We start from the raw sequence: 7,797 nt of genomic DNA, 5'->3' as shown, positions 1-7,797 counted from the left end.
GCCCGACAGGCTGGCGCGCGGCGCGCAGGCGATGGCGCAGCCATCTGGCACCCGCCCCGGCAGAATGAGCGCGCTGCCATCAAAGCGCGCCTTGATCGTGCAGCCCTTTAGCGGCTTGCCGCTGCCGGTTTCGGTGAGGCTGATCGTCGCCTCTTCGCCAGACAGCGCGGCGCGGCCCACCGCTTCGCACGCGATGTCGGGTCCGAAAGTCACGATCAATCCGATATCATAGCCATCGATGCGATTGCCGCTGGCGCAGAACCCGTCCGCGCCCGTGCCGCTGGCATCGGAAAACACCCCCGCCAGATCGAGCGCATCAGCATCGGTGATCACCCCTGCCTCAATCGCAGCGGCTTCCAGCGGCACAGAGGGCGCGTCATCGCCCCCGGCGCGGGTCTCGCTGCACCCGGCTAGCAGCAGACAACCGATGAGCCAGCGCCGCATCAGGCAATCCGTTCGAGCGCGCCATCCGCGCTGACGCGTCGGTAAAAACATGATGGCGCGCCGGTGTGGCAGGTGGGTCCGGCGGGCGTCGCGATCACCCACAGCGCATCCTGATCGCAATCGACGCGCATCTCAACGAGGTTGAGCACGTGTCCCGAGGTCTCGCCCTTCTTCCACAGGCGCGCGCGCGAACGTGACCAGAAATGCACATCGCCGCTCGCCAGCGTCAACGCCAGCGCCTCGGCATTCATGTGCGCGACCATCAGCAGCGCGCCGCTCGCTGCGTCGGTGACCACGGCGGTGACCAGCCCGTTGGCGTCATATTTAGGGTCGAGCGCCAGCCCGGTTTCGCGCAGATCAGCCATGAAAACCGGTTAAGCCCCCGCCAACCATGTTGCAACACGCTTAACGTTATTAACTTATGACAAATGGGAGACAAACATGCTGCGCCTGCCTATAGGGGGGCCAAACAGGCCGACGACAACCGAATCGGGCGCGCGCTATGATCACCACTCACCCCTTTAATGATGACAAGCTGCGTGAAGAATGCGGCGTGTTCGGCGTTGCCGGGGCAATCGATGCCGCCGCGATGGTGGCGCTGGGCCTGCACGCGCTGCAGCATCGCGGCCAGGAAGCCGCCGGCATCAGCAGCTTTGACGGCACGACCTTCCACGACCACAAGGCGCTCGGCCTCGTTGCGGGCAATTTCGATTCCGAAGAGATCATGCGGCTGCTGAAGGGCGAATGGGCGATCGGCCATGTCCGCTATGCCACCACCGGCGAGACCGCGCTGCGCAATGTCCAGCCGCTGTATGCGGAGCTCGCATCGGGCGGCTTTGCCATCGCGCACAATGGCAATATCTCAAACGCGGTGAAGCTGCGGCACGATCTGGTGCGCTCAGGCTCGATCTTTCAGTCGACCTCTGACACCGAGACGATCATCCATCTGGTCGCAACCTCGCGCTACAGGACATTGCTCGACAAGTTCATCGATGCGCTCAAGCAGGTGGAAGGCGCCTATTCACTGATCTGCCTCACCGAAATGGGGATGATCGCCTGCCGCGATCCGCTGGGCATCCGCCCGCTGGTGATGGGGCGGATTGGCCCGGAAGACGGCGGCACAGTGATCTTCGCGTCCGAAACCGTCGCGCTCGACATCGTCGGTGCCGAGTTCGTGCGCAGCGTTGAGCCGGGCGAACTGGTGGTGGTCAGCGGCGGTGAAATCCGCTCGCACCGCCCGTTCCAGCAAAAGGCCTCGCGGCCCTGCATCTTCGAACACGTCTATTTCTCGCGCCCCGATTCCATTGTCGATGGTTCGTCGGTCTATACGGTGCGCAAGGCAATTGGCGGGCAGCTCGCCATCGAAAGCCCGGTTGATGTCGATCTGGTGATCCCGGTGCCCGACAGCGGCACGCCCGCCGCCATCGGCTATGCGCAGCAATCGGGCCTGCCGTTTGAGCTCGGCATCATCCGATCGCACTATGTCGGGCGCACATTCATCCAGCCAGGCGACGGCGTGCGCCATCTGGGGGTCAAGCTGAAGCACAATGCCAACCGGCCTCTGGTCACCGGCAAGAAGCTGGTGCTGATCGACGACAGCATCGTGCGCGGAACAACATCGCTTAAAATCGTGCAGATGATGCGCGATGCCGGCGCGGCAGAGGTGCACATGCGCATCGCCAGCCCGCCGACGATGCACAGCTGCTTTTACGGGGTCAACACGCCCGAGCGATCCAAGCTGCTCGCCGCGCAGAAATCGATCGAGGAAATGCGCCAGTTCATCCAGGCGGACAGCCTCGCGTTCGTGTCAATCAATGGCCTGTATCGCGCACTGGGCGAAGCGTCGCGTGAGGAAGAGGCCCCGCGCTATTGCGATGCCTGCTTTACCGGCGACTATCCGACCCCGCTGACCGACCTGTCGGAACGCGAGCAGCCCAACCAGTTGATGCTGCTGGCCGAACGGGTCGGCGGCTGAGGATTTCCACACCATGAGCGATTTGGTTTTTGCAGGGCAGCTTGCCCTTGTCACCGGGGCGAGCCGGGGCATCGGCGCGGCGACTGCCAAGGCACTGGCCGCGCGCGGCGCGCATGTCATCCTCACCGGTCGCAATGCCAAAGACCTGGAAGCGGTCGAAGAAAATATTTTCGACAACGGCGGCAGCGCGACCATCGCCCCGCTCGATCTTGCCGATGGCGAGAGCATCGCGCGGCTGGCGGTCGCCATTGGCCAGCGCTGGGACGCGCTCGACATGCTGGTGCTCAACGCCGCGATGCTGGGCACACTGGGTCCGGTGCCGATGATCGACGGCAAGGAGCTCAACCGGCTGATGACGCTCAACGTGTTAAGCGCGCAGGCGATGATCGCGCATTTTGACCAGATGATGCGCAAGAGCGGGCACGCGCGCGTCGTTGCGCTGACCAGCTCAGTCGGCGTAAGCCCACGCGCCTATTGGGGCGCATATGGCGCGTCCAAGGCGGCGCTTGAGGTGCTGCTGCAGGCCTATGGCGAGGAAATGCGCAACATCGGCAAGGTGCGCACCGCCATCGTCGATCCGGCGCGCACCCGCACCGCGATGCGCGCAAAGGCCTATCCGGGGGAGGACCCCAGCACGGTCAAGCTGCCCGAGGTGGTTGCAGAAGCGATTGCCGATCTGCTCGCCAGCGATTTTGCGACCAACCACCGGCTGGTGCTTGAGGGCTGAGGTTTAACGCGTCCCCGGCGCACGACGCGCTTGTTCACGTCATGCATTGACATCATCGGCCCCATCCGTTTTCCGGTGAACGCCGGACTCCAGGGCGACGACAGTGCCACCTGACTACTGGACTCCGGCTTTCGCCGGAGAACGAGTTGCCCGCAAGGCGCCGGACCTTTGTCGCGCTCAGGCTGATCGGGCGTTGGCATCAGCGCTATCCCCGCCAAAAAAGGCCAACTTAAAAATCCGCCCTTGCCGTTACGGCCCCAAAGGCCGCAGCCCGAATGAGACATTTACAATGTGGGTCCGCCACAAAACCGTCATTGCTGCGACGCACAATGGCAATACCAGGCGGGCAATGGGCTTGGGAAATCCACACACCCCCCAATAAGGACTTTCCCCATGCGTGTCGCATCCGCCCACTCACGTGCCCTCACCACGTCGCTGTTCGCCCTCGCCGCTGCGCTCACTGCCGCCAGCCCCGCCATCGCGCAGGATCAGATCGATAACGACGCCAACGACGATAACCTGATCATTGTTACCGCGCAAAAGCGCGAGCAATCGATCAAGGACGTGCCAATCACCGTCTCGGCAATTTCCGGTGACCAGATGGATCGCATCGGTATTGACGAATTCGACGAGCTGTCAGCGTTCATTCCGGGTCTTAACATTCAGGAGCAGAGCGCCAACAACCCCGGCTTCGTGATTCGCGGCATCACATCGGATTCGGGCAGCGCCCAGATCGCGCCGCGCGTGACGATCTATCTGAACGGAATCGACGTGTCGCGGTCGCGCGGATCGTATTTCGATCTGTTCGACATCGACCGGATCGAGGTGGTCAAGGGCCCGCAGGCAACCCTGTTCGGCACCGCCGCCACGATCGGTGCAATCTCGGTGATCACTGCCAAGCCCGAACCCGGCTTCAAGGCGGACTTCCGTGGCAGCTACGGCAACCTCAACCTGTATGAAGGTCGCGCGATGATCAACGCCGGCAATGACAAGATCGCCGGTCGCCTCGCCGCATCGTACAAGAAGCGCGACGGTTATATCCGCAACATCGCCAATGAGCCGGGCACCGTATCCGCGCGCGACGTCGGCGCGCCGCAGCGCGACCTCAACGGCATTGATCAGTTCGCGGTGCGCGGCTCGCTGCGCATCTGGCCGACCGACAGCAGCACGATGGATTTCGTGTTCAACTATGAACAGCAGCGCAACCCCGGCACCGCGTTCGTCTCCGGCTCGCTGCCACGCAGCGGCGGCGACACCAGCCCGTTCCGCGTTGGTGAACTGGGCGGCGCGCCGACAGCGCTGAGCGAAGCGATCCTTGGCCTGCCCGAACTTGGCCTGAAGCGCGAAGTCTACGACGCCAACGTCACTTTTGAGACCGCGATGAGCGACGCGTGGACGCTGACTGCCATCGGTGGCTATCGCCGGTTTGACAGCCTTGAGGTGTTCGATGCCGATGGTTCGGGCCTGTTCTTCCTGGAATTCGCCGAAGATGCAGAGGGCGAGCAGTTCAGCTATGAAACGCGCTTTGCCTATAATGGCGAGCGCTTGCGCGGATTCTTCGGCTTCAACGTGTTCCATGAACAGGGCACCCAGCGCGTGCCGTTCGTGACCGACGAAGGCACCTACATCAGCTGCGCTCCGTTTGCGGCATTTGCTCCGGTGCGGGCAGGTGTGGCTGGCGCGCTTGGTGTTGCGCCTGCACAAACCTGCGCCGCACTTAACAGCCCGACGCGTCCGGTGGGGGCGACGACCATCTTGACGCGCGGCGCAGCAAGCGTGCTGCCTTATTCGAGCGAGTTCACCAACGGCGGCAAGAACACCAGCTACTCTGCTTTTGCCGACATGACCTTCGATATCACCGACCGGCTCGAGCTGACGGCGGGGCTGCGTTACCTTTATGAAGAGCGCACCTCGACCTACAATGCGATCCAGCCGGGCAGCCAAATCTTTGCAGGACTTGGCGTACCCGGTGTCTCACTGCTTGGCGCGGCCGATACGCGCGGGCAGACCTTCCGGGTCAACGACAATTTCGATGCCTGGTTGCCGCGTTTCAACGTGCTGTTCCGGGTCAGCGATCAGGTGAATGTCTACGCCACCGTATCCAAGGGCCGCCGCGCGCCCGTGCTGAACCTCAGCGCCGCCGCCAGTCCGACCGGGCCGGTGCCTGCCTTCACGCTCGTCGAGCAGGAAAAAGTGTGGAACTACGAGGGCGGCATCAAGGGCGCGTTCGGGCCGTTCAGCGGCACGGTTGGCGTGTTCTACCAGGACTATTCCAACTTCCAGACCAGCTTCTTCAACCAGCAGGGCCAGGTTGTGCCGGTCAACGCAGGCAACGCGGGCAATTTCGGCGTGGAAGTCGAAGGCGCGCTGCGCTTTGGCGACAATGTGCGGGTGTTCGCCAACTATGCCTATATCGACGCGAAAATCTCATCGCCCAACCCGGCCTTCCAGGACAACCGCTTCCGTCTGCAATCGAAGCACACCGCTGCAGCCGGGATTGATGTGAACGTGCCGATCAGCGCTGGTACATCACTCTTCTTCTTCCCGACGGTGACCTATTCGAGCGAGCAGTTCTTTGAAATCCCCAACACGCCGAGGATCAGCGAAGACGGCTATGTGCTGGTCAATGCCCGCGCCGGGGTGCGCTTTGGCGACGGCGCGTTTGAAATCACCGCCTTTGCGCGCAACCTGTTCGACGAAAAATATCTGATCGATGCAGGCAATACCGGCGGCGCATTCGGCACTGCCACCTTCATCGCCGGCGAACCGCGCCTGTATGGCGTGCAGCTGGGCGCGACGTTCTGATCGTGCACCTGCGATGACCTACCAAAGCCCTCCCCCTCGATGGGGGAGGGATTGGGTAGGGGTGATCTCTCCGGCTTGCAGGGCCTCGCCCGGACTCACCGTCGCCCTCACCGCTGCCATTTGCCGGATCCTCTGCGCAGGCAGGGGTCCATCACCCTCCCAAGCCAAATTAAACGACTGTCAGGAGATGGGCTTCTGCCTTCGCAGGAGACCGGATGGAGCCTTAAGGCGGAGTGGTAGTCACGCGCCAACTGGCGCATATGGTCGAGCCCTCAAAACCTCAATCCCACCCATATAGGGGACCAGCGCATCGGGAACGCGCACCGTGCCATCGGCCTGCTGGTAGTTCTCGACAATCGCCACCAGGGTCCGGCCGATCGCAAGTGCCGATCCGTTGAGCGTGTGGACAAACTCGGTGCCCTTCTCGCCATCGGGGCGAAAGCGGGTGTTCATTCGCCGCGCCTGATAATCACCGCAATTTGAGATGCTGGCGATCTCGCGATACGCGCCCTGCCCCGGCAGCCAGACCTCAAGATCATAGGTTTTGCGGCTCGCCTGGCCCATGTCGCCCGCGCACAGCAGCAGCTTGCGATAGGGCAGCCCGAGTGCCTGCAGCACCGCTTCGGACGCCGCGCACATGCGCTCATGCTCGGCCGCAGACTGGTCGGGGGCGGCGATGGTGACCAGCTCGACCTTTTCGAACTGATGCTGGCGGATCAGCCCGCGCGTATCGCGCCCGGCGGCCCCCGCTTCTGAGCGGAAGCACGGGGTCAGCGCGGTCAGGCGGACCGGAAGGTCGGCGGCAGACAGGATCTGTTCTCGCACACTGTTGGTCAGGCTCACTTCAGAGGTCGAGATCAACCAGCGGCCATCAGTCGTCTGGAACAGGTCTTCGGCAAATTTGGGTAGCTGGCCCACACCGAACACCGCCTCATCGCGCACCAGAAAGGGCGTCGCGCATTCGCCGTATCCTGCTGCCACCTGCATATCGAGCATCAACTGGCCCAGCGCCCGGTTCATCCGCGCGATGCCGCCGCGCAGGAAGGTGAACCGCGCCCCGGAGATTTTTGCGGCAGTCTCGAAATCCATGCCCAGCGCGGGGCCGATGTCGGCGTGTTCGGCAGGGGTGAAATCGAACGTCGGCCGGGTGCCCCAGCGCATCAGTTCAACGTTTCCGCTTTCATCCGCGCCATCGGGAACGTCATCGGCGGGCAGGTTGGGCAGGATCGCGAGTCGATCGGCCAGCGCAGCATCCGCAGCCTTCGTCTGTTCCTCAAGATCGGAAAGCCGCGCCTTCAAGTCCGCCACCTCGGCCTTCAGCGCATCGGCGGTAGTCGAATCTTTTTGCGCCATCGCCTGGCCGATCAGCTTCGATGCCTCGTTGCGCCGCGCCTGCGCTGCCTGCGATTCGCTCGCAGCCGCCCGTCGCTGTGCGTCGAGCGCGATCAGCTCTGCCGATTGCGGTGCCAGGCCCTTGCGCGCCAGGCCCGCGTCAAAGGCTTCGGGATGTTCGCGGATGAATTTGATGTCATGCATGGGGCAGCCCTATGCCCTGCCCCGGTGGGCAGATGCAATCCGCAAATGCATGCAAAAAGGCGGCCCTGCATGTGCAGAGCCACCCTTGTCGCCATTGACGAACGGGAGGTGACGATCTCCCGGCCGGTCAGGCGGCAATATCTGTTTTGTCTTGCTTGCGCTTGGCGAAGCGGCGGCGGGCAGCCAGCGCGATTGCGCCGGCACCGAACAGCAGGATGGCGGGCGGGGCCGGCACATCGGTGCCGCCGGTCGAACTGCTGCCGCCGCTTGAGCTCGATGAACTGCTCGACGAGGATGAGGAGCTTGACGA

Annotated in this window: 7 protein-coding genes; 3 read left to right on the top strand and 4 right to left on the bottom strand. The window is 63.3% G+C overall.

The features are described 5' to 3' along the window. Together ACEW8G_RS13150 and hisI are read right to left on the bottom strand one after the other, a co-directional pair. The coding region (locus ACEW8G_RS13150; RefSeq protein ID WP_373488861.1) for a hypothetical protein at nt 1-444 on the bottom strand (444 nt) is incomplete at its 3' end. After that, nucleotides 444-809, bottom strand: a complete 366-nt coding sequence (gene hisI, locus ACEW8G_RS13145; protein ID WP_373488860.1) for a phosphoribosyl-AMP cyclohydrolase — start codon at nt 807-809, stop codon at nt 444-446. The genes ACEW8G_RS13150 and hisI, both read right to left, overlap by 1 nt. A gap of 137 nt (nt 810-946) precedes the next feature. On the opposite strand from hisI, the gene purF reads away from it, so the two are divergent. The 3 genes from purF to ACEW8G_RS13130 all read left to right on the top strand — a co-directional run bounded on the left by purF (nt 947) and on the right by ACEW8G_RS13130 (nt 5,951). Next, nucleotides 947-2,419 (top strand): amidophosphoribosyltransferase, encoded by a 1,473-nt coding sequence (purF, locus tag ACEW8G_RS13140; RefSeq protein ID WP_373488859.1) that lies wholly within the window; start codon nt 947-949, stop codon nt 2,417-2,419. Between the two features lie 13 nt (nt 2,420-2,432). Then, on the top strand, nt 2,433-3,146 hold the full coding sequence (locus ACEW8G_RS13135) for an SDR family NAD(P)-dependent oxidoreductase (protein ID WP_373488858.1): 714 nt from the start codon (nt 2,433-2,435) through the stop codon (nt 3,144-3,146). 393 nt (nt 3,147-3,539) lie between these two features. Continuing rightward, a complete protein-coding gene (locus ACEW8G_RS13130; RefSeq protein WP_373488857.1) occupies nt 3,540-5,951 on the top strand; it encodes a TonB-dependent receptor in 2,412 nt (803 codons plus the stop codon). A gap of 240 nt (nt 5,952-6,191) precedes the next feature. Here ACEW8G_RS13130 and serS read toward each other — a convergent pair whose 3' ends face one another. Next, complete coding sequence (gene serS / locus ACEW8G_RS13125) at nt 6,192-7,487, bottom strand: serine--tRNA ligase (protein WP_373488856.1); 1,296 nt, start codon at nt 7,485-7,487, stop codon at nt 6,192-6,194. A gap of 127 nt (nt 7,488-7,614) precedes the next feature. Then, a complete protein-coding gene (locus tag ACEW8G_RS13120; protein ID WP_373488862.1) occupies nt 7,615-7,722 on the bottom strand; it encodes a PEP-CTERM sorting domain-containing protein in 108 nt (35 codons plus the stop codon). Nucleotides 7,723-7,797: the final 75 nt, after the last annotated feature.

Source organism: Blastomonas sp. (assembly GCF_041747255.1).
Classification (GTDB): Bacteria; Pseudomonadota; Alphaproteobacteria; order Sphingomonadales; family Sphingomonadaceae; genus Blastomonas.
Note: the sequence above shows the minus strand (reverse complement) of the source record. Positions and strands in the feature narration are given on the sequence as shown.

Excerpts from the sequence above, each read along its gene's own strand:
- ACEW8G_RS13130 (WP_373488857.1), top strand. The coding sequence starts at position 3,540 with ATGCGTGTCGCATCCGCCCACTCACGTGCCCTCACCACGTCGCTGTTC.
- ACEW8G_RS13135 (WP_373488858.1), top strand. The coding sequence starts at position 2,433 with ATGAGCGATTTGGTTTTTGCAGGGCAGCTTGCCCTTGTCACCGGGGCG.
- serS (WP_373488856.1), bottom strand. The coding sequence starts at position 7,487 with ATGCATGACATCAAATTCATCCGCGAACATCCCGAAGCCTTTGACGCG.
- purF (WP_373488859.1), top strand. The coding sequence starts at position 947 with ATGATCACCACTCACCCCTTTAATGATGACAAGCTGCGTGAAGAATGC.
- hisI (WP_373488860.1), bottom strand. The coding sequence starts at position 809 with ATGGCTGATCTGCGCGAAACCGGGCTGGCGCTCGACCCTAAATATGAC.